Source organism: Kitasatospora sp. NPDC042419 (assembly GCF_056437345.1).
Map to the genome: position 1 here is coordinate 159,708 of NZ_JBWKAW010000014.1, position 20,882 is coordinate 180,589.

Genomic DNA, 20,882 nt, shown 5'->3' on the forward strand with positions numbered 1-20,882 from the left:
CCGGATTTTCAGACTGTCGCAGAATGGCTGGATATGTCGACACGGTGACGCGACCCTACTTTTGGGGGGCGCGTTCGGGGGTTCTTCGCGCCAGGGTGGTGCGCCGGGTTGTCCGTGTGCTCCCCTTCGCGCGGCCGTCCGAGCGTCGGTCGTGTCCGACCGTTCGGGCGACATCGCAGGTGAGCGGCGGTGTGTCGGCGCGCTTTCCGTTCGGGCGCCGGTTATGCGCCGGGCTGCTGGATATCACGCTAAAGGGCGAAAAGGCCGCCGGGAGGTGGTGCTTTGTCGATTTGTTGCGGAAGTCTTTCCCTCGGCGTCGCAGCCCGCAGGTGTTCGTCTGGCCGGCGAACTCCCGCACACATTGCACGATTTACCGTTTCTTGGAGGCTCTCATGGCTCGCATCCGCACCCGTAAGGTGGCCGGTCTTCTGGTGGCGGCCCCGCTCGCGGCGGGGCTGCTGCTCGCCGGTGCCGGCGTCGCGGCCGCCGACAACGGCGCGCTCGCCAACGACGGGTCCAACAGCGGCGTGGTGTCGAACATCGGGACCGGCAACATCTTCGGCTCGGTCGACGGCAACTACGTCTCGAACCAGCAGACGGCCTCCGGGGCCGGTGCCTCGAACCAGGCCAACACCCTCGCGGTGAAGGACAACTCGGGGGCCGTCCTGGCGGGCCAGTCCAACAAGAACTTCAGCGTCGTCTTCGCCCCGATCTTCAACTGAGCGTCGGTCGACCGGGAGCCATCGCCGGCGGGGGCGCCGGAGGTGGGTGGCCGTGGGTGAGCTGAGCATCCGCGGCGGGGTTCGAAGCAGACAGTGAAGTGAATCGAAGCGAAGCAGTCGGAACAGATCGCGAAAAGCGCAACCGGGTAGCGGAAAGGGTCACCGCGAACCGGTCCCGTGGGCGGCACCGCAGGTCGGTGCCGCCCACGGGCGCGTCCGGGCGCCGGGCGCCGGTGGCCGGTGGTCGACAGCCCGGGGCCGCTCGGGGCCGCCCGGGGCCGCCCCGGGACCCCGACCGCCGCCCCGGGACCCCGACCGCCGCCCCGGGGCCCGGCCTGGGCCCCGGAACGAGCCCCAGTCGAGGGCCCGCGCCCGGGCCCGTCACCGCGCGGCGGTACGGTTGCGCTCCGACAGCGCACCCCCGCGCCCGGGGCCCCGGTGGCCCTCCCGGCGAGGGGCTGCGGCCGCGGCAACCGGAAGGAAGGGCGCGATGGCAGCGGAGGAGGAGGGCCTGACCGGCCCGGACGAGACCAGCCCGGTACCGGGCCCGGAGGCAGCTGCGGAGCCGGCCCCGGCGCCGGGGCCGGAACACCGTCCCGAGCCCAGGTCCGTGCCCGAGCTGCTGCTCGGACGCCCGCCGATGACCCGTCCGCTGCCGGCCTTCGACGCCGAGGCGGCCCCGGTCGAGCCGGGCCCGCTCTTCGTCGACTGGCTCGCCACCGCCCTCGACGCCGGGGTGCTGGACCCGCAGGTGGTCACGCTCTCCACCGTCGACGCCGACGGCATGCCGGACGCCCGGGTGCTGGTGCTGCGCGACGTCGACTCCTCCGGCACCGGCTGGGTCTTCTCCGCCGCCGCCGACAGCCCGAAGGGCCGCCAGCTCGGCGACCACCCGGCCGCCGCGATCACCGTTTATTGGCCGCAGCTGGGCCGCCAGGTGAGGGTCCGCGGCACCGTCGAGCGGGCCGCCGACCAGGTCGCGGCGGCCGAGTTCGCGACCCGCTCCCCGGCGGCGCGGATCGGCGCGCTGGTCGGTCGGCAGAGCGAGCCGCTGGCCTCGCCGGCCGAGTACGAGGAGGCGGTGGCGGTCGCCCGCCGCAGGCTGGAGACCACCCCCGACACGGTCGCCGCCGGGCACGCCGTCTTCACGCTCTGGGCGCACGAGGTGGAGTTCTGGCAGGGCCACGCGGACCGCCATCACGTCCGGCTCCGCTTCACCCGGACCGGCCCGGTCCGGACGCCGGAGTGGTCGCGCACCCTGCTCTGGCCGTAGGGCCGTAGGGCCGGGGAGCCGGCGGACCAGCGGGCCAGGGCACCAGAGGACCGACGAGTCGGGGCGCGTACCGGACCGGTAAGCGCCCCTTCTCACCTCGGCCGTTCCGGGCCGGCGCCTTCGGGCGTCCGCCGCGGACGGGCCCCGGCCGCCCGGCCCAGGCTCCGTCCGCGCGCCGTCCGCGCGCCGTTCAGCAACACCCGTTCAGCAACACCCGCTCAGCGCCGCCCGGTCAGCGTGGCCCCGACGCTCGCGGCCACCACGCAGCCGATCCCGGCCAGCTGCGGCGCGCCCAGCAGCTGCCCCAGCACCACCAGCCCGACGAGTGCGCTGACCGCCGGCTCCAGGCTCACCAGCACGCTGAACACCCGCTGCGGCATCCGCCGCAGCGCCGTCATCTCCAGCGCGTACGGGATCACCGGCAGCAGCAGGGACACCCCGGCGACCGCGAGCAGCAGCATCAGCGGCGAGGCGCCCGGCTCGGTCAGGCCGTCCCAGGCCTCGCCGAGCCCGAACGGCGCCACCGTGAGCGCGCCGACCGTCATCGACACGGCCAGTCCCTGGAAGCCCTGGAACGCGGCCCCGACCTTGTCCGTGAACAGGATGTACGCGGCGTAGCAGGCGGCCGCCCCGAAGGCGTACACCAGGCCGACCGGGTCGAGCCCGGCTCCGCTCCCGTCCCCGGCCTCGCCGAGCAGCGTCAGCAGCGCCACCCCGCCGGCGGCGAGCAGCGCCCACAGCAGGTGGCTGGCGCGGCGGGCGAAGAAGAGCGCCACCGCGAGCGGGCCGAGGAACTCGATGGTCGCGGCGGTGCCCATCGGCAGCCGGTCGACGGCCCCGGCGAACAGCAGGGTCATGCCGGCCGAGGCCATGCCGAGCAGGGCGGCGGCGGCCAGGTCGCGCGGTCGGCGCCCGCGCAGCCGCGGCCTGGTGGCGGCCAGCAGGATGACCGCCGCGAAGCTCAGCCGGAGGAAGGTCGTGCCGCTCACCCCGAGCGGGCCGAAGAGGGGCTTGGAGAACGCGATCCCGGTCTGCACCAGGAACATCGCGGTCAGACAGAGAAGCGGCGCCGGGATTCGCTCCGGGCGCCGCAGGAAGTTCGGGAACCGTCGGCCGGACGGTCGGCCGGGTCGTGCGTCCGGTGGCAGCCCGTCGCCGGGCGCGTCGCCTCGTCGCCAGCCACCGCGCTCGCCGGCGGGCTCGCCCTTGGGGGCGGGCGGCATGGCAAGGGCCTCGGCGACGGCTGCGGCCGACGTCGGGACGGCGGTTTCGGTGGGGTTGGGCGTGGGCATAGTGGCGAGTTTGCCGTAAGGAGCCACTGGGCGGCAAGCTCGTTACAAAAATCGGGACGGATGCGGACGGGTGCGTCCGAAAGGGTGAGCTTCCGGGGCGCATGCGGCGCGGCAGCCGGGAAGGCCCGACGGTCCGTCAGTATCAAGGCGGCGTGCGCTATCTCCGCCCCGCGGCCCTCGCCGCCGCCTCCCTCGTCCTCCTGCTGGCCGCCGGCGGGCCGGGCGCGAGCGCCGACGAGGCCGCCCCGGCGGCCGCCGCCGTCCCCCGCATCCGCCCCACCCTCCTCCCCGACCGCCTCGGGCCGCCCGCCCTCCGCACCCGCGACCTCTACACCGGCGCCGCCTTCGACGCCTGCACCGCGCCGCCGCTGGAGACCCTGCGCGCCTGGCGGGGCGCCTCGCCGTACGGCGCGCTCGGCATCTACACCAGCGGCGGCCAGCGCGGCTGCACCCAGCCGCGGCTCACCGCCGACTGGGTCCGGCAGGCCCGCGAGATGGGCTGGCGGTTCCTGCCCGTCCACGTCGGCCTGCAGGCGCCGTGCAGCGACCTGAAGCGCAAGCCGAAGCGGATCGACCCGGCCCGCGCCGTCCAGCAGGGCCGCGAGGAGGCGGCCGAGGCGGTCGGCGGGCTGCAGGCGGTCGGCCTCGGCGCGGGCAGCCCGGTCTTCCTGGACATCGAGGCCTACCCGATGAGCGACCCCGCCTGCGGTCAGGCCGTCGTCGACTTCACCCTCGGCTGGACCCAGGGCCTGCACACGGCCGGCTACCGGTCCGGCTTCTACTCCAGCCTCGACTCCGGCATCGCCGACCTCGCGGCGGCCGCCCGGGCCGGCAGCTCGCCGCTGCCCGACACCCTCTGGTACGCGCGCTGGGACGACCACGCCGACACCGTCGGCGGCGGGCCGCTCAGCCCCGACCTCTGGGTCGACCACCAGCGCGTCCACCAGTACCGCGGCAACGTCGAGGAGACCTACGGCGGTGCGACGCTCACCGTGGACCGCAACCAGGTCGACGCGCCGCTGGCCGGCTGACGGCCGGGGCGCGGCGGCCCGGGCGCACCCGTCGGCCGGGGAGCACCCGACGGACCGGGCGAGCCGGGCACACCGCGCGCCCGGCTCCGGCTCCCGCTGCTCCGGCTACTCCCTCAACTCCAGCGCCAGCCAGCCGCTGCCCTCGCAGTAGCGGCAGGTCTCCGGGATGTACCCCGTCCCGGTCCGGTCCCCCCGGACCCCCGCCCGCGCCTGCGTCCGCACCCCGCCCGAGCAGCACGGGCACGGCAGCCTGAATCCCGCCGGCCCACGCCCCACCCGCCGTTCGCCACGTCCGTCACCCATGCCCCCAGTATCCCGCCCGCCCCGCACCCCACCGCCGACCCTCCAAACACTCGCGGCCGGGCCCGGGGGGAACGGGACGAAGTCGTGACGGGGGCAACGGGGCCTGGATGCTGACATCGGGCAGGTGGCGGGGCACAATCGGGCTCGGTTGCCCGCATTACCGCCCAGTAGCCGCCCGGCGGCCGGGGACGGGAGTCAGGGGCAGCAGCAGCCGCAGTGCCGCCCAGGTCGAGGAGGACCCGTGTTCAGCACGATGCAGGACGTACCGCTCACCGTCGCCAGGATCCTGGAGCACGGGTCGACCATCCACGGGCGTTCGACCGTCACCACCTGGGACGGGACCGGGCCGGTGGTCCGGACGTACGCCGAGGTGGGGGCGCGGGCCGCGCAGCTGGCCTGGGCGCTGCGCGACGAGCTCGGCGTGACGGCGGACGACCGGGTCGCGACGCTGATGTGGAACAACGCCGAGCACCTGGAGGCGTACCTGGCGGTGCCGGCGATGGGCGCGGTGCTGCACACGCTCAACCTGCGGCTGCCGGCGAACCAGCTGTCGTTCATCGTCAACCACGCCGCCGACCGCGTCATCGTCGTCAACGGCACCGTCCTGCCGCTGCTGGCCGCGGTCCTCCCGGAGCTCGCCCCGACGCTCAGGCACATCGTGGTCAGCGGCCCCGGCGACCGGTCCGTGCTGGACGGCTTCGCGGGCACCGTGCACGACTACGAGGAGCTGATCGCCGACCGGCCGACCTCCTACCCCTGGCTCACCGACATCGACGAGCGCCAGGCCGCCGTGCTCTGCTACACCTCCGGGACCACCGGCGACCCGAAGGGCGTGCTCTACAGCCACCGCTCGGTCTACCTGCACTGTCTCCAGGTGAACACCGGCGACAACTTCGCCTTCACCCCGCGCGACATCGCGCTGCCGGTCGTCCCGATGTTCCACGTCAACGCGTGGGGCATCCCGCACGCCGCCTTCATGTCCGGTGCGAGCCTGCTGATGCCGGATCGTTTCCTCCAGCCCAAGCCGATGGCCGAGATGATCGCCGCGGTCCGACCCACCGTCAGCGCCGCGGTGCCGACCATCTGGAGCGGCCTCCTCGACGAACTGGACGCCGGCGACTACGACACCTCCAGCCTGCGCATGGTGGTCATCGGCGGCTCGGCCTGCCCGCCGTCGCTGATGCAGGGCTACGAGGAGCGCCACGGCATCCGGGTCGTGCACGCCTGGGGCATGACCGAGACCTCGCCGCTCGGTTCCTTCGCCCAGCCGCCGGGCGGTCTCACTCCCGAGGAGGAGTGGCCGTACCGGGTCACCCAGGGCGTCTTCCCGGCCTCCGTCGAGGCCCGGCTGATCGGCCCGGGCGGCGAGCGGATGCCGCACGACGGCGCCGCTGCGGGCGAGCTGGAGGTGCGCGGGCCGTGGATCGCGGGGGCGTACTTCGGGGGCGCGGGCAACGACCCGGAGCGCCCGGACGACAAGTTCTCCGAGGACGGCTGGCTGCGCACCGGTGACGTCGGCACCATCACCGCCGACGGCTACCTGACCCTCACCGACCGGGCCAAGGACGTGATCAAGTCCGGCGGCGAGTGGATCTCCTCGGTGGACCTGGAGAACCACCTGATGGCCCACCCCGATGTCGCGGAGGCGGCCGTGGTGGCCGTTCCGGACGAGAAGTGGGGCGAGCGGCCGCTCGCCACCGTCGTCCTCCGGCCGGGTGCCACGGCCGGCCTCGCGGAGCTGCGGGCGTTCCTGGCGGGGCGGATCGCCTCCTGGCAGCTGCCGGAGCGCTGGGCGATCGTCGAGGCGGTGCCGAAGACCTCGGTCGGCAAGTTCGACAAGAAGGTGATCCGCGCCGACTACGCGGCGGAGCGCCTGGACGTCACCCTGCTCGGCAAGGAGTAGGCGGCGGCAGGCGGCGAGGGCCGGCCACCCCGTTCCCGGGGGTGGCCGGCCCTCGCCGTTCCCGGAGGCCGGCCACGAGCAGCCTGGCGCCCGCGAGCAGCCGGGCGCCCGCGAGCAGCCGGGCCGCCACGAGAGCGGCCCGGCGGCAGCCCGTCAGCCGGCCGCGGCGACGCCCGCCTCGCCCATGGCGCCGATCCGCCCGAGCAGGTCGACGATCCGGGACTGGACGTCGGCGCCGGTCGAGCGCTCGGCGAGGAAGAGCACCGTCTCACCGGTCCGCAGCCGCGGCAGTTCGCGCGGGTCGAGGTCGACCGAGGTGTAGACGACCAGCGGGGTCCGGTGCAGCCGGTCGTTGGTGCGCAGCCAGTCGAGCAGGCCGACCCGGCGGCGGCGGATCTGGAAGAGGTCCATCACCACCAGGTTGGGCTGCACGCTGCTGGCCCGGGCGACGGCGTCGTTCTCGTCCACCGCGTGCTCGACGTGCATGCCGCGCCGCTCCAGGCTGCCGATCATGGCGGCGGCGATGTCCGGGTCGCCCTCGACCAGCAGGACGCGCGGGGCGTGGTTCTCGCCGTCGCGCGGGGCGAGGGCGCGCAGCAGGACGGCCGGGTCGGCGCCGTACGCGGCGTCCCGGGTGGCCTGGCCGAGACCGGCGGTGACCAGCACCGGGACGCGGCTGTTGAGCGCCGCCGTGCGCAGCGACTGCAGCGCGGTGCGGGTGATCGGGCCGGTCAGCGGGTCGACGAAGAGCGCGGCGGGGAATCCGGCGACCTGTGCGTCCACCTCCTCCCGGGAGCGGACGATCACCGGGTGGTAGCCGCGCTCCTGGAGCGCCTGCCGGGTGGCGGGGTCGGGCTCGGGCCAGACCAGCAGGCGGCGCGGTCCGCCGTCGGCGGCCGGGGCGGGCACCGGTGCGTGCCCGCCGGCCTCGTCGTGGGCGCTCGGTGCGGCGGGCAGCTCGGCCATCGGGCGCGGGGCGGGCCGGCCCTCGGCGGCGGGCTGCGGCGCCTCGGGGGCGATGGCGACGGGGGCGATCGGGGTGGCCCCGGGGGCGGGGACACCCGGCGCGCCGAGCGGGCGCGGCGGGGCCAGCTCGCCGAGCCCGGTGCCGACCGGCCGGGGGCCGTCCTCCCGCTGCTCACCGGGGGCCGGCAGGGCCGGGGCCGCCGAGGGCAGGGCGGGCAGCGCGGACGGGGCCGCCGGGGCGCCGTCCGTCGGCCCGGCCGTCTCGGCGCCGGGGCCGGGCGGGACGGCGAGGCGGCGGCGCCGGCCGGTGGGCGCGGCGGCCGGTTCGGGCTGGGCGGGCGCGGGGCCGACGGGCAGGGCGTGCTCCAGGCCCGGGTAGACGGGGGTGTCGGTGACGCCGGGCAGGGCGAACCCGCCGGAGGAGTCGTCGGAGCCCGGCAGCGCCCGGCGCCGCCGGGACGGCTTGGACTCCTGGCCCGCGTCGCCCTCCTGGCCGCCGGCCGCGGCGGGCGCACCGGCCGCGCCGTCGGTGCCGGTCCGGACGTCGCCGTCGGTCGGACCGTCGGCACCGGTCGAGCCGGTGCCCGGGCCCAGGGCGAACGGGCCGCGGGGGGCGGCGTCGCCGCCACCGCGCCGTTCGGGGTGCCGCTCGGTGTGCTCGTCGGAGCGTCCGGCGCCGACCGGCACCGCGTACGCCGTGCCGGAGCGGCCGTCGTCCTTGCCCCACGGGTCGCTCTCGGGGCCGGCCGGGCCGCCGAGGCCCTGCCGCCCGTACGCGGGGTCGTTGCCGGTGCCGTTCCACTGCTCGGGAACGGCCCGCTCGATCCGCGCCGGGGCGTTCGGCCACTGGTCGGCCGGGACGGCGGCGGACGGGACGGGGGTGGCGGGGGCGGGAGCGGCCGGGGCCTCTCCGGGTGCGCCGTCCTGGCCCGTGGCCCGGTCGGCGGGCCGGTCGGGCTGCCCCGGAGCGTGTCCGGGGGACGGCCGGTCCGCGGTCCGGTCCGCCGGGGCCTCCTCGACCGCGGGGCGTCCGCGGCGTCCGCGCCGTTCGGCGGGCGGCTCCTCGGCCGGGGCGCCGTCGGCGGCGCCCCGCTCCGGCCCGGCCGGTCCGGCGGGCAGGGCGATCCCGGCGCCCTCGGACCCGGCCGCCGGCTCGGCGCCGGGTGCTCCGGCTCCGGTTCCGGCCGCGGGCTCGGCGGCGGTCTCCTCGCCACGCGCGGTGGGCAGCTGCGGGATGCCGGGCAGGTCCGGCAGGACGGCGCTGTCGCTCTCCTTCGGCCGGTCGGACCGGCCCTCGGCGCCCGCGCGCTCGGCGGCCGCCTTCGCCGCGGCGGGGTCGAGCGGCAGCTCGACGACGTACGTGGTGCCGGTGCGTCCCGGCAGCTCGTGGGGCTGCAGCACGCCGCCGTGGCGCTCGACCACCGCGCGGGCTATCGGCAGGTGGACGGGGCTTCCGCCGCGGCCGGGGCCGCGGATCTCGACCCGGGCGACCTCGCCGCGCTGGGCGGCCGCGAGCACCACCATCGGTGCTTCTCCGCCGCCCGGGGGCAGGGCGGTCCCGCCGGCCGGGTTCAGCCCGGGGGAGGCCAGGCCGGGAGAGGGGAGGCCGGGCTCGGCGTCCAGCGAGAGCCCGACGCCGCTGACGTCGGCGACCAGGTGCGCCAGTGCCTGGGCGAGGCGCTGCTCGTCGGCGATCACCTCGACGGCGGCGGCGTGCACGGAGAACCGCACCCGGCCGGCGCCGACCAGCTCGCCCGCGTGCTCGACCGCCCGGCGGACCACCTTGTCCATGGCGACCGGTACCCGGTCGGCGGCCTTCTTCGCCGCCTTGCCCTCCGCCTTGCCGTCGGCGGGGGCGGATCCCGGGCCGCCGGAGCCCAGGGGGCCGCCGCCCGTGGCGCCGGAGCCGACGGCCCACTCGCCGGCCTCGGAGCGCTGGTGGGCGAGCACGCCGTCGATCAGCTTGCCGAACCGGCGGCACTCGTCGGCCAGCCGCCGCAGGGTCCAGTTCGCCTCCGGCCAGAGCTGGCCCGCCGGGTCGGCGGCGAGCGCGTCGATCCGCCGGTGCAGCGCGGTCAGCGCACCGCCCAGCTCGCTCTCCAGGACGGCGGTGAGGTGTTCGTTGCGGGCGACCAGGGCCAGCTCGCGGCTGCGGTCGGTGAAGGTCATCACCGCGCCGACCAGCTGGTCGCCGTCCCGGACGGGGGCGGTGGTCAGGTCGACGGTGACCGGCCGGCCGTCCTTGCGCCAGAGCACGGTGCCGCGCACCCGGTGCTTGCGACCGGAGGTCAGGGTGTCCAGCAGCGCGGACTCCTCCAGCGCCAGCGGGGTGCCGTCGGCCCGGGAGTGCTGGATCAGCGGGTGCAGCTCGCGCCCGCCCAGCTCGCTGGCCCGGTACTCCAGGATGTGCGCGGCGGCCGGGTTGACCAGGACGCAGCGGCCTTCGAGGTCGACGCCGAGCACGCCCTCGGCGGCGGCCCGCAGGATCATCTCGGTCTGCTTGTGCTGGCGGCGCAGTTCCGCTTCGACGCCGAGCCGGCTGGAGAGGTCGCGGACCAGCAGCAGGAGCAGGTCGGAGGAGCGGGAGCCCTCGCGGTACGGGTCGTAGGGCGCGAGCGCGTAGCCCCGGCCGTCGCCGGTGCCGGTGCCGTCGTCGTCGAAGTCGTTGCCCGAGACCTCGACCGGGAAGGTGCTGCCGTCGGTGCGCCGTGCGGTCATCCGCACCGGCCGGTCGAGGGCGTCGTCCTCGCGGGCGGCGGGCCGCATGGAGCCGGGGATCCGGCTCGGGTCGAATTCGGGCAGGAGGTCCAGCACGCCCATCCCCACCAACGAGGTGCCGGGCGTCTGGAGCGCGTGGACGGCCGCGTTGTTGGCGTCGACGACCGTCCCGTTGCTGTTCACCAGCAGCAATGCGTCAGGCAGGGCGTCGAGTATGGCGGCGAGGCGAGCAGCGCCTCGGATCGGCCTGCTGCTCACGTCGACAGGTCTCCTCGGCTCAGGGCAGCTCTCTCCGGAGAAGGCAGTATCTCATTCTTCTTTGCGGCGGGGACGACCCGCCTAGTAACGTTGTCGGCGGTTGGTGCCGGGCCCCCGGGTTGTGGCATCATCACAGGCACAGGGAACGAGTCCGCGCACGCGGGCTTGGTCCATGTGGAGGAGGCTTCGCCTAGTCCGGTCTATGGCGCCGCACTGCTAATGCGGTTTCGGGGTTATTCCTGATCGAGGGTTCAAATCCCTCAGCCTCCGCAGCCGGGAGCCCCGTCGACGATTGCGTCGGCGGGGCTCTTCGCATCTCCCGGCCCGGTTTTCGGTGCGCCGGGGTTCCGGCTCGGCTCCCGGCCGGCTCCTGGTGGGGCCGGTGGTGGGGCTGCAGGTGGGGCTCCCGGGCGCCCCGGGGCGTCGCACGGGAGCGGTGGCGGTGCGGCCGGACGGCCGCTGTCCGGCGCCCGGATCAATCGATTTCGCCCCGCGTCACAGGTCATGTAATGTTGTCCCCGCACCGCCCCGGTGGCACGTTCACCAGGGCGAGCGCTCATAGCTCAACGGATAGAGCACTTGACTACGGATCAAGAGGTTGCAGGTTCGAATCCTGCTGAGCGCACCAAACCCCGCAAGACCGGGTCCGCCCGGTACTTGCGCTCATAGCTCAACGGATAGAGCACTTGACTACGGATCAAGAGGTTGCAGGTTCGAATCCTGCTGAGCGCACCATCGAGGAGCCCCCGGCCACCGGCCGGGGGCTCCTCGCGTTCCCGGCCCGCCCGGGGCGGGGCGGAGCGGTGGTCACCCCAGCTCGGTCCGGTTGATCCACGGGACGTCCCGCCGGTCCAGGAACCAGTCCGAGGAGGTCAGCGGCCTGGCCCGGTTGAAGGTCACCGGTGCCGGGTCGTGCCGGATCAGGTCCGGCTCGGCGCCCAGGTCGGTGAGCAGCGCGGCCAGCTCGGGGGCGAGGCCCGGCGGTCCGCTGAGGTGGACGTCCCAGCCCGCCCAGTGGCCGTGCCGGACGAGCGCGTCACGGACCAGGGCGACGGCGCCCTCGGGCCCCTCCCCGCGCGCCGGCGCGGCCAGCAGCACCCGCAGCCGGCCGTACCGGGCGAGCAGCCGCTCCACCGCCGGCAGGTCGTACTGCTCGGTCTTCGAACGGGTGGCCAGCAGTACGGTGACGTCGCGGTCGGCCGGGCCGGCGGCGAGCTGTTCCAGCAGGGCCCGGGTCTGCCCCCAGCCGGTTCCGCCGGCCACCGCGAGCAGGGGGCGGCGCGAGTGCGGGTCGAGCACGGCGTCGCCGAGCGGGGGCCCGAGCCGCAGCAGCTCGCCGGGCACGGCGTCGTCGACCAGGGCGGTGCTGAGCAGCCCGCCGGGCACCCGGCGGACGTGCACGTCCAGGGTGCCGTCGGAGCGCGGCGCGTTGGCGATCGAGTACGGGCGCCAGACCTTCGGCACCCGGGGGCTGCTGAGCGTGAGGTACTGGCCGGGGACGAAGGGGTACGGGCGCATCGGCAGCAGGGTGAGGACGACGATGTCGGCGGCGGCCCGGCGGCGGGTGGCCACCTCGGCCTCCCACCAGGCGGGGGCCTCGGGTTCGGTCTCGGCGGCGGCCCCGGTCATCGTCTGGGCGATCACGGTGTAGGCCTCGGTCCAGGCCTTCTCGATCCCGGGCGTCCAGGAGTGCCCGGAGAAGTGCCGCAGGGCGGCGATCAGGCTGGCCCCGACGGCGGGGTAGTGCTCGGGCGCGGCCTGGAACTTGCGGTGGTCGCGCCCGAGCGCCCGCAGGTACCCGGTGAGCTGCTCGGGGTCCTCCAGCCGGAGGACGATCTGGGTGAGCGCGGCGAAGAGCCGGTCCCGTTGCTCGGTCATCTCCCGGGGGAAGAACGCCCGTACGCCCGGGTTGTGGGCGAACAGGTGGGCGTAGAAGTACTTGGCCATGTGGTCGGCGCGGCGCTCGACGACGGCGAAGCTGGCGCGGATGACCGCGGGGTCGAAGGGCACCGCGGCGCACCCTAGGCGTTCTGCGCGGTGGTGAGCGCCTGGCCCATGGTGTCGGTGATCACGCCGTAGACCGCGGTCCAGGACCCCTCGGTCTCCTCGGTCCACGCCTCGCCGGCGAAGTGCGCCAGGGTGGCGAGCAGGCTGGCGCCGACGGCCGGGAAGTGCTCGACGAGCGCCCCGTAGCGGGCGTGCCGGGCGCCGAGGTCGCGGAGGACGCCGAGCAGGGTGTCGGTCTCCTCCAGGTGGGAGACCACCACGCCGAGCGCCGCCCAGAGCCGGTCCCGCTGCTCGTCGATGTGCTCGGCGAAGAGCCCGCGGACGCCGGGAGCGTGCTCGAACAGGTGCTGGTAGAAGTACTCGGCGACGACGGCGCCGTGCGGTTCGACGACCGCGAAACTGCTCTTGATGAGAACGGGGTTGATGGTCACGGGCCCCGACTCTACTGAGCGTGCCGGTAATTCGAACAGAGTTGTCCGATGAATGGTCAGGTACCGGGCAGTGGCATCGGGTCGGATTCGTCGGCATTCCCCGCGATACGCCGCCTAATGGATGAAATACAGCCCTTTCGGGTACATCCCGTCCTGCCGGTCGGAGGGCCGCCAATCGGGTGTCATACGGCCAATAGTGCAGGTGTCGCAGTATGACCGGCCCAGGATCGTGATTCCGTTTTGTCAGATCTTGTGTCCAGTCTTGTGTCCAGACTGCCCGGCGATCCCGGCGATGCCGGCAGCCGATACCGAAGGAGAGCCGGATGAGCCGACAGTTCCCGGCCGCGGCCGGCACCGCCGTGGTCCTCGCGGCCGGGCTGCTGATCGGCTGGAACCCGCCGCCCTCGGCCGCCCAGCAGTCCCCCGGCGCCTGGTCGGGGGAGCACCGCGCGGTGCTGCCCTCCGGGCTCTCCGTCCAACTCGATTTCTCCGCCTCCCCCGGCGTGGCCGTCACCGCCGAACCCGGGGAATTGGCGGACCGCGCCGGGGGCGGCCGCGCCGCCGCGCTCTACACCGACGGACTCCGGCCCGGAGATCCCGCGCAGGCCTTCCGGATCTCCGAGAACCGTCCGCAGACGGACGGTTCCTGGCGAACCGTCGGAACGCTCCGGCTGGCATTCTCCCGGGCCGTCCGGAATCCCCGGCTGCACCTCAGCGGACTGGCCGGAATCGCCACCGGGAAATCCGGTGCCACCAGCACCGCGGCCCGGCTGACCCTCACCGGCGGCTCACCGAGTGGGCCCACCCTGGTCAACCGCACCGACTGGCCCGGCTGGACGGTCGACGGCAACGTGCTCGCCCCCGCCGGCGCGGACGGCGCGGCGGACGGTGCGGCCGGGTCCGCCGCCGAGGGCAGCGTGGAACTCGCGGGCACCTTCACCTCGGCGGTCTTCCGGGTCGAACAGCGCTCCACGGCGCGGGCCGGCTCCACCACCGCCCCCGCCCCGCTCACCCTGGCGTCCACCGTCACCCTGGACGAGGGCGTCGGCACCGCTCCGCAGCGCTACGGCAACGCCTCCCACCTGCTCTCCGACCTCTACCTGGGCGGTGACGCCACCCAGGCGGCCCGGGCTGCCGGCCGACGGCCCGCCGGGCTGTTCCAACGACCCGACGCCGGCCGCGCGGAGGCACCGTCGGAGGCACCGGCGGACCAGGCGGGCGAGCCGCTGGTCCGCACCGACCACGGCGAGGACGGCCGGAGCGTCTGGTCCAGCCCTCCGCCGCCCCAGCTCCAGCCCGGGCGCGGCGAGTACCAGGGCGCCGACCCGGCCGTCAGCTACCCGACGGAGGCGGCGATCGGCCGCTACTACCGGCTCGTCGTCCCGGTCGCGGTCGGGGACGGGTCCGCCACCCTGGCGGGCTGGGTCGACTTCGACCGCAACGGGCGGTTCGACCCGGCCGAGCGGGTGCAGACCGAGGTCACCGCCGGGGAGCGCAGCGCCGCCCTGGAGTGGACCGTCCCCGGCGGCGCCGCGTCCGGCGAGACCTGGGCCCGGCTGCGGATCGGCCGGGACGCCGCCCAGCTGGTCCCGGCGGGCGGATTCGCCGACTCCGGGCAGGTCTCCGACCAGCGGATCCGGCTGACCGTCGGGGCCTCCCGGCCGGAGATCGCCGAACCGGTCGACGGCACGGCGACCGCCGACACCCGCCCCTGGATCTCCGGGGAGGGCGCGGTGGCCGGCGCCACGGTGGAGATCCGCGAGGGCGACACGGCGATCTGCCGGAGCAAGGTCGTCCGGGGCGGCGGCTGGTCCTGCCGCCCGGACGCCGCGCTCTCCGGCGGCGCACACAGCCTCACCCCGGTGGAGACCACCGTCGGCGGCCTGGTGCTGCGCGGCGAACCGGTCCGGATCACCGTGAAGACCGCGCCGCCCGCCGCGCCCGCCCTCACCCTCCCCGAGTTCACCAACGACCCGGGGCTCCAGCTGACCGGCACCGGCGAGCCGGGCAGCACCGTGACGGTCACCGACCGGCCGGCCGACGCGCCCGCCGACGCGCCCGCCGGGGACGCGGCCGAACTGTGCAGCACGGCCGTCGGCTCCGACGGCGGCTGGTCCTGCCTGCCGGTGGAGAACCTCGCCGACGGGCGGCACCGGCTCACCCCGGCCGCCGCCGACTTCGCGGGGAACCGGACCGCCGGGCGTCCGGTCACGCTGGTCGTCGACACCGTGTCCCCGGACCGTCCGGTGCTCACCGAGCCGGCCGCCGGGGAGACCGTCCGGGCCGCCCGGCCCCGGCTCGCCGGGAAGGCCGAGCCCGGGGCCCGGGTGATCGTCACCGCGCGTTCCGGCAGCGAGGCCTCCACCGAGCGGATCGTGGCCTGCGGGGCGACGGCCGCCATCGACGGCAGCTGGACCTGCACGGCCAACCGCGACCTGCCGGACGGGGACCAGTGGCTGGTCGTCACGGCCACCGACCAGGCGGGGAACGGGACGGCGGGCGACGCGGTGGCGGTCCGGGTGGAGGCGGCGGGCGTCCAGCCGCCGACGGTCCCGGCGCCAACGGCCGTGCCGACGGCGACGGCCGCTCCGACGGCTGTGCCGACCGCTGTGCCGAGCGCTGAGCCGAGCGCGACCGTGGTGCCCACGGCTGTGCCGACGACGACCACGGCACCGACGGCGACCGCTGTGCCGAGCGCTGTGCCGAGCACGACCGCCGGGCCGACGGCGGTGCCCACGCAGGCTCCCGCGCCGACTGCGGAGGCGGCGGCCCCGGCGTCCGCGACCGCGTCGGCCGCTGCTCCGGCGACGCCGTCGGCCGCGGGCGTCGCACCGTCAGCCGCGGTGCCGACGGGGGCGGTGTCCGCACCGGCCCCGGTGACGCCCACGGCGGCCGCGCCGTCGGTCCCCGCCGCACCGGCTTCCACGCCGTCGTCCGGGACACCGTCGCCGGTCGTGCCGGGCGTCGGGTCGCCCGCATCCGGTGCGCCGAGCGCGCCCCGGCCTTCGGCCGTCACCTCTGCTTCCGCCGCTCCCTCGTCGGTGCCGGCGGCCCCGTCTCCGGGTGCTCCCGCACCTTCGGCACCCGCTCCGTCGGGGCCGGCCGGTACGCCCTCGGCTCCTGCCCCGTCCCCGTCCGTCCCGGTCGTCCCGACCCCGGTCACTCCCTCCGGAACCTCGTCCGCGCCTGCGCCGGAGCCCGTCCTCGACCCCGTCCCACCGGGCCTGTTGCCGATCTTCGTCCCGCCGGTCACCGGTCCGGCCGTCCGGCCGGTGGCAGCGCCCTCGGCGCACCCCGTGACGGCGTCTCCCTCGCCGACTGCGCCGACCTCGCCGTCTGTGGCGACCTCGCCGACTGCGGTGACGGCGGCGACCTCGGCGCCTGCTGCGTCCGCGGCGGCCGGAACGGCGAAGGCGAGCCCGGCCGCAGGTCCGTCCCCGAGTCGGTCCCACTCGTCCGCCCCGTCCCCGTCCCCGGTCCCGTCGCCGTCCCCGTCGCGGGTGCCGTCCTCACCCCCGTCCTCACCCCCGTCCCCGTCCCCGTCCTTGTCGCAGGTCCTGTCCCCGGTCCCGTCCCCGTCCTCGCCCCCGATCACGACCCCGGCCGTCACCCCGGTGCCCACGGTCACCGCGTCCGCTCCGGTCACCGCGTCCGCTCCGGCGGCCGGGGCTGAGGCGGCACGGCCCGCCGGGCAGGTGTCCGCGGAGGAGGACACCTCGGCCGATGGCGGCCGGGCACTGGCCGCGCCGCCCGCGCCGGAACAGCAGCAGCCACCCGCCGGGGCGGGCACGTCGTCACCCACGGCGTCCGACCGGAACCGGTCGGACGGCTGGCGCGGCGCGCTCGCCGGAGTCCTGCTGGTGCTCACCGGCGCCGGGCTGATCACCCGCCGGGTGCTCACCCGTGGCCCGGGTGCCCGACGGCGCTAACCGCTCCCACCATCCGCTCATGTGCCTGCGCGTCAGGTCCGGCTTCAGATGATTCGTCAGTAAATGTCGACACGCAGTAGCTCAAATGTCGCATTTGATGACGTATGAACTTAGCCTGACTCTGGCACTGCCCGTCAGATCCGGGCCGCCCGTTGCGCGACACACTGAACCTGAGGATCCGTGCATGGACGTCACCCGCGATTCTTCGCAGCGACCCGACAACCCGCCCAAGGCGCTCACCCCGGCGCTGCCGGAACGTTCCGCCTCCGGCTCCAGTCCGCTGGCCAAGGCGCCGAAGCCGCCCAAGCCCGCCATGCCGGCCGACAACGGTCCGGCCACCACCCCGCTGGCGCTGGTCCCCGGACCGGCCGGCACCCCGGTCGACCTGCGCGATCCGCTGGAGACGGCCGAGCCGGCGGAGCCGGGCGGAGCGGTGGAGCTCGATGTGCTCCCGGCGGGCGCGCCCGCCGCCGTCACCTCGCGCCGGCCCCCGCGCGCCGACCAGGCGCTGCGCGAGCACGCCGCCGCCGCACTGCCCGGCTGGGTCGCCCTGTTCGGGCTGCTGGTCGGCACGGCGGCCGTTCTGCTGGTGCTGCTGCGTGACGGCGTCATTCCGCACTGGGACGCACTCCCCGACCTGCGCACCGCCGCCGTGAAGGCCGGCGGCACGGTCGAGGTGACCACCGGTTCGGTGGCCGCCGTCACCGCCGCCGGGCTGCTGGTGGTCCTCGCGCTCGCCGGACTGCTGGCCAACGCGGGCGGTGAGACCCGGGTGCTGACCCGCTGGGGCCGCTACCGGGGCACCGTCCGCCGCACCGGCCTGGTCTGGGTCAACCCGCTGCTGCGCCGCCGCCGGGTGGACGTCCGGCTGCGGCACTGGCGCAGCGAGCCGGTGAAGGTGGTCGACCGCACCGGCACCCCGATCGTCGTCCGGCTGCTGATCGTCTGGCGGGTCAAGGACACCGCCCGCGCGATGCTGGCGATCGAGGATCACGAGAGCTACCTGCGCGAGCAGGTCCAGGCGGTGCTCACCCGGACCGCGTCCACGCTGCCGTGCGACAGCAACGCCGCCCCGGGGCCCGCGCTGCGTGACGGCCAGTGGTTCGCCGACGAGCTGACCCGGGCGCTGGCCGCCGAGGTCGCCCCCGCCGGGCTGGAGGTGTACTCGGCTCAGCCGCTGGCGCTGGACTACGCGCCGGAGGTGGCCGAGTCGATGCGCCGCCGCCGGCTGGCCGACCTGGACGCGGGCCTGCGCACGGTGCTGGTGGACGACGCGGTGGAGGCGGCGGCACTCGCCGTCCGCCGGCTGGAGCGGGCCACCGCGCACGAGCTGGACGAGGCCGCCCGCAGCGCGCTGATGGAGCAGTTGCTGGTCGCCTTCGTAGCCCCGGCCGGAGTGGCCGCCTCGGTACCGTCCCCGGCCGTCCGGGCCGGGCGGAAGGAAGGACGACCGGCATGAGGATAGCCACCGGCCCGGACGCCGGATTCGCGCTCGACTCCGGATACGCGCTCGACGCCGAGCCGGCGCTCGACGCCGAGCCGGTGTCCGGCTCCGGGTTCGCGCTCGACGCGGACGCGGCGCTGATCGGCTTCGAGGAGAGCCTCGGCAGCGGCCCGGCGGTCGTGGGCTGCGTCTGCCCGGACTGCGCGGCCCGGCCGCGCACCGCGCGTACGGCGGAGCCGTCCGGCGGCGGGCGAATACACCGCGCGGTCCGCAGCACCTGTCTGGCCACCACCGTGCTGGCCGGCGCCGGGGTGGTCGGTCTGACCGCCGGCGCGGGGGCCGCGCAGGCGGCGCCCGGCAAGCAGGGCTGGGACGGTTCGAAGTACTGGTTCAAGAACGGCAGCGGTGAGTGGCGGTACACCGGCCACTACGACGTCTACCTGAGCCGTACCGGCCGCACCGGCGGCACGGGGGGTTCCGGCGGGACGGCCCAGGCCGGATCCGGGGCCGGTGCCGGCTCGGCGACCGGTGCCAGCGGGAAGGCGATCGTCTCCAACGGCGCGGCCACCGGCTCCTCCGGGACGCGGCAGGGCTGGGACGGTTCGAAGTACTGGTTCAAGAACGGCAGCGGTGAGTGGCGCTACACCAGCCACTACGACGTCTACCTGAGCCGCACCGGCCAGTCCGGCGGCGGCCCGGCGCCGGCGCCCGCGAAACCGGCCACCCGCCCGGCCCAGGACGGCGGGCAGGCCTCCGGGAAGCCGGAGCCGGCACTCGACTACGCGCTCGCCCAGCTCGGCAAACCGTACGTCTGGGGCGGCAACGGCCCCTCCGGCTACGACTGTTCGGGGCTGGTGCAGCAGGCCTACCGGCGGGCGGGCATCAACCTGCCGCGAGTGGCCGACGACCAGTACGCGGCGACCACGCCGATCACGGCGGGCCAGCTGCGCCGCGGCGACCTGCTGTTCTGGTCGGACAGCGGCCGCGCCTCGGGCATCCACCACGTGGGGATCTACCTGGGCGGCGGCAAGTTCGTCGAGGCGCCGCGGCCGGGGAAGACGGTCCGGGTGTCGACGATCAGCAGCGGCTTCCGCCCGACCCACTTCGGAAGGCCGTAGCGCGGCCGCGTTGTCCACAGGCTGTGGACGGACCCCGCTGCCCCGCGCGGGTCCGTCCACAGCCTCCGTGCCGCCGGGGGCGCGGCGCTCAGGCTGAGGCGGCGTCCAGCAGGGCGGTCTGCGCCGGGGTGAGCTCCAGCGCGGCGGCGGCCAGCAGCGGCGGGAGCTGCCCGACCGTGCGGGCGCTGGCGATCGGGGCCGCGACGGTGGGGCGGGCGGCGAGCCAGGCCAGGGCGACGGAGGCGGGCTCGGCGTCCTGCTCGGCGGCGACCGTGTCCAGCGCCTCCAGCACCTTGGGACCGCGCGCGTCGGCCAGGTAGCGGCTGGCGCCCTCGGCCCGGGCGCTGTCCACACCCTCGCCGCCCGGGCGGTACTTGCCGGTGAGGAAGCCCGAGGCGAGCGCGTAGTACGGCACGGTGGCCAGGCCGTGCTCGGCGACCACGTCGGCCAGCGGGCCCTCGAAGGTGCCGCGCGAGACCAGGTTGTAGTGCGGCTGGACGGCGGCGTACTTGGCCAGGCCCTCGCGCTCGGCGAAGGCGAGGGCCTCGGCGAGCCGCTCCGCACCGATGTTGGAGGCGGCGACGGCGCGCACCTTGCCCTCGCGCACCAGCTCGTCCAGCGCGGTGACGAACTCCTCCACCGGGGTGTCGTCGTCCTGGTGGGTGTAGTAGAGGTCGATGTGGTCGACGCCGAGGCGGCGCAGCGAACCCTCGGCGGACGCCTTGATGTTGGCGGCGCTCAGACCGCGGGCCTCGGGGTGGAGGCCGACCTTGGTGGCGATGACCACGGAGTCGCGGTTGCCGCGCTTGCGCAGCCAGTTGCCGATGATCGTCTCGGACTCGCCGCCGGCGTTGCCGGGCACCCAGGAGGAGTAGGTGTCGGCGGTGTCGACGAAGTTGCCGCCGGCCTCCGCGTAGACGTCGAGGACGGCGTAGGACTGCGCCTCGTCGGCGGTCCAGCCGAAGACGTTGCCGCCGAGGGAGATCGGGAACACCGAGAGGTCGGACGTGCCGAGCCGCACATAACGGGGGGCGTCGCTGTGGATTCCGGTCATGATCCGAGTCAACCGGATCGGGTGGGTGGGCATTCCGCGGTCCGGGCAGACTTCACAGGCTATTCGCACGCCCGTAGCGCTGGGCCCGGTGTGGGGCGGCGCCGGTCCGGGCCGCGTGGGAACCGGCCGGACCGGCGCCGGACCGGGACGGGTGCCCGGGCGGTCGCGGGAGGGTACACCGGGGTGTCGGCCCGGTCCCGGGATTCGTTAGAGTCCGTGCCATGGCTGACAACGACTACGACCCCGCCGGCAGCACCCAGATGTTCCGGGCCTTCGTCGACGAGACCCCGGCACCCCAGGCGCCGGGATCCGTCAACACCTACGGCACCAGCGGCAACCGCACCGGCGTGATCGCGCTGGTCGCCGTCGTCGCCCTGGTCGTGGTGGGTGCCGTCATCTGGCTGGCGGTCAAGTAACCCTCGTGGTGGAATGC

At 75.6% G+C, this 20,882-nt stretch carries 13 protein-coding genes and 3 tRNA genes; 11 read left to right on the plus strand and 5 right to left on the minus strand.

Features of this window, described 5'->3' with window-relative positions; genetic code table 11:
- Nucleotides 1-392: 392 nt before the first annotated feature.
- A complete protein-coding gene (locus tag AC067J_RS25165) occupies nucleotides 393-722 on the plus strand; it encodes a hypothetical protein (protein ID WP_478302730.1) in 330 nt (109 codons plus the stop codon).
- Between the two features lie 490 nt (nucleotides 723-1,212).
- Complete coding sequence (locus AC067J_RS25170; RefSeq protein ID WP_478302732.1) at nucleotides 1,213-1,995, plus strand: pyridoxine/pyridoxamine 5'-phosphate oxidase; 783 nt, start codon at nucleotides 1,213-1,215, stop codon at nucleotides 1,993-1,995.
- Nucleotides 1,996-2,213: 218 nt separating this feature from the next.
- Here the strand turns inward: AC067J_RS25170 and AC067J_RS25175 are convergent, their stop codons facing one another.
- A complete protein-coding gene (locus tag AC067J_RS25175; protein WP_478302734.1) occupies nucleotides 2,214-3,287 on the minus strand; it encodes an EamA family transporter in 1,074 nt (357 codons plus the stop codon).
- A gap of 152 nt (nucleotides 3,288-3,439) precedes the next feature.
- Here AC067J_RS25175 and AC067J_RS25180 point away from each other — a divergent pair, with 152 nt between their 5' ends.
- Together AC067J_RS25180 and AC067J_RS25185 are read left to right on the plus strand one after the other, a co-directional pair.
- The gene (locus AC067J_RS25180) at nucleotides 3,440-4,318 is read left to right on the plus strand and encodes a DUF1906 domain-containing protein (protein ID WP_478302736.1); all 879 of its coding nucleotides are present in this window, start codon (nucleotides 3,440-3,442) and stop codon (nucleotides 4,316-4,318) included.
- A gap of 544 nt (nucleotides 4,319-4,862) precedes the next feature.
- Nucleotides 4,863-6,524, plus strand: coding sequence for a long-chain fatty acid--CoA ligase (locus AC067J_RS25185; protein WP_478302737.1), 1,662 nt, complete (start codon nucleotides 4,863-4,865; stop codon nucleotides 6,522-6,524).
- 153 nt (nucleotides 6,525-6,677) lie between these two features.
- Here AC067J_RS25185 and AC067J_RS25190 read toward each other — a convergent pair whose 3' ends face one another.
- Nucleotides 6,678-10,466 carry a response regulator gene (locus AC067J_RS25190; RefSeq protein WP_478302738.1) on the minus strand — a complete coding sequence of 1,263 codons (3,789 nt, stop codon included), beginning with the start codon at nucleotides 10,464-10,466 and terminating at the stop codon, nucleotides 6,678-6,680.
- 179 nt (nucleotides 10,467-10,645) lie between these two features.
- On the opposite strand from AC067J_RS25190, the gene AC067J_RS25195 reads away from it, so the two are divergent.
- From AC067J_RS25195 to AC067J_RS25205, 3 genes are all read left to right on the plus strand, one after another.
- A tRNA-Ser gene (locus tag AC067J_RS25195) sits at nucleotides 10,646-10,736 on the plus strand.
- Nucleotides 10,737-11,018: 282 nt separating this feature from the next.
- Nucleotides 11,019-11,094: transfer RNA gene (locus AC067J_RS25200), tRNA-Arg, on the plus strand.
- A gap of 31 nt (nucleotides 11,095-11,125) precedes the next feature.
- Nucleotides 11,126-11,201, plus strand: a tRNA-Arg gene (locus tag AC067J_RS25205).
- Between the two features lie 72 nt (nucleotides 11,202-11,273).
- Here the strand turns inward: AC067J_RS25205 and AC067J_RS25210 are convergent.
- A complete protein-coding gene (locus AC067J_RS25210; RefSeq protein ID WP_478302740.1) occupies nucleotides 11,274-12,476 on the minus strand; it encodes a globin domain-containing protein in 1,203 nt (400 codons plus the stop codon).
- A gap of 11 nt (nucleotides 12,477-12,487) precedes the next feature.
- Nucleotides 12,488-12,904 carry a globin domain-containing protein gene (locus AC067J_RS25215; protein ID WP_478302742.1) on the minus strand — a complete coding sequence of 139 codons (417 nt, stop codon included), beginning with the start codon at nucleotides 12,902-12,904 and terminating at the stop codon, nucleotides 12,488-12,490.
- A 323-nt stretch (nucleotides 12,905-13,227) separates the two neighbouring features.
- Between AC067J_RS25215 and AC067J_RS25220 the strand changes: the two genes are divergently transcribed.
- From AC067J_RS25220 to AC067J_RS25230, 3 genes are all read left to right on the plus strand, one after another.
- Nucleotides 13,228-16,833, plus strand: coding sequence for an Ig-like domain-containing protein (locus AC067J_RS25220; protein ID WP_478302744.1), 3,606 nt, complete (start codon nucleotides 13,228-13,230; stop codon nucleotides 16,831-16,833).
- A gap of 184 nt (nucleotides 16,834-17,017) precedes the next feature.
- A complete protein-coding gene (locus AC067J_RS25225; protein WP_478302746.1) occupies nucleotides 17,018-18,292 on the plus strand; it encodes an SPFH domain-containing protein in 1,275 nt (424 codons plus the stop codon).
- A complete protein-coding gene (locus AC067J_RS25230; protein ID WP_478302748.1) occupies nucleotides 18,289-19,395 on the plus strand; it encodes a C40 family peptidase in 1,107 nt (368 codons plus the stop codon). Before AC067J_RS25225 ends, AC067J_RS25230 begins: the two co-directional genes overlap by 4 nt.
- Before the next feature lie 88 nt (nucleotides 19,396-19,483).
- Here the strand turns inward: AC067J_RS25230 and AC067J_RS25235 are convergent, their stop codons facing one another.
- A complete protein-coding gene (locus AC067J_RS25235) occupies nucleotides 19,484-20,449 on the minus strand; it encodes an aldo/keto reductase (RefSeq protein ID WP_478302750.1) in 966 nt (321 codons plus the stop codon).
- Between the two features lie 221 nt (nucleotides 20,450-20,670).
- On the opposite strand from AC067J_RS25235, the gene AC067J_RS25240 reads away from it, so the two are divergent.
- Nucleotides 20,671-20,865, plus strand: coding sequence for a hypothetical protein (locus AC067J_RS25240; protein WP_478302752.1), 195 nt, complete (start codon nucleotides 20,671-20,673; stop codon nucleotides 20,863-20,865).
- The last annotated feature ends 17 nt before the right edge of the window (nucleotides 20,866-20,882 follow it).